Genomic DNA, 266 nt, shown 5'->3' on the forward strand with positions numbered 1-266 from the left:
TATTCGGTCGGCGTGTCGGCGAGCTGGGAGCCGGACCTGTTCGGCCGCGTGAAGGATGCAACGGTCAACGCACGCGACAATGCGCAGGCAAGCGAGGCTGATCTGGAATCGGTGCGCCTCTCCATCGCAAGCGATCTCGCGCTCGACTACTTCGATCTGCGCTCGCTCGACCGGCAAAAGAAACTGCTGGACGATTCCGTCACCGCGTACACCGCTGCATTGAAGATCGTGCAGCAGCAGTTGAACGACGGAGCCATCGATGCCTC

1 protein-coding gene is annotated in these 266 nt (G+C 61.3%); it reads left to right on the plus strand.

Going from position 1 to position 266, the window contains the following annotated elements:
• Positions 1-266 (plus strand): TolC family protein (locus SB822_RS57770; RefSeq protein WP_410859195.1); only part of this gene is annotated, 266 nt, incomplete at both ends.

Origin of the sequence: Paraburkholderia sp. SIMBA_054 (assembly GCF_046534875.1) — a bacterium.
GTDB lineage: Bacteria > Pseudomonadota > Gammaproteobacteria > Burkholderiales > Burkholderiaceae > Paraburkholderia > Paraburkholderia hospita.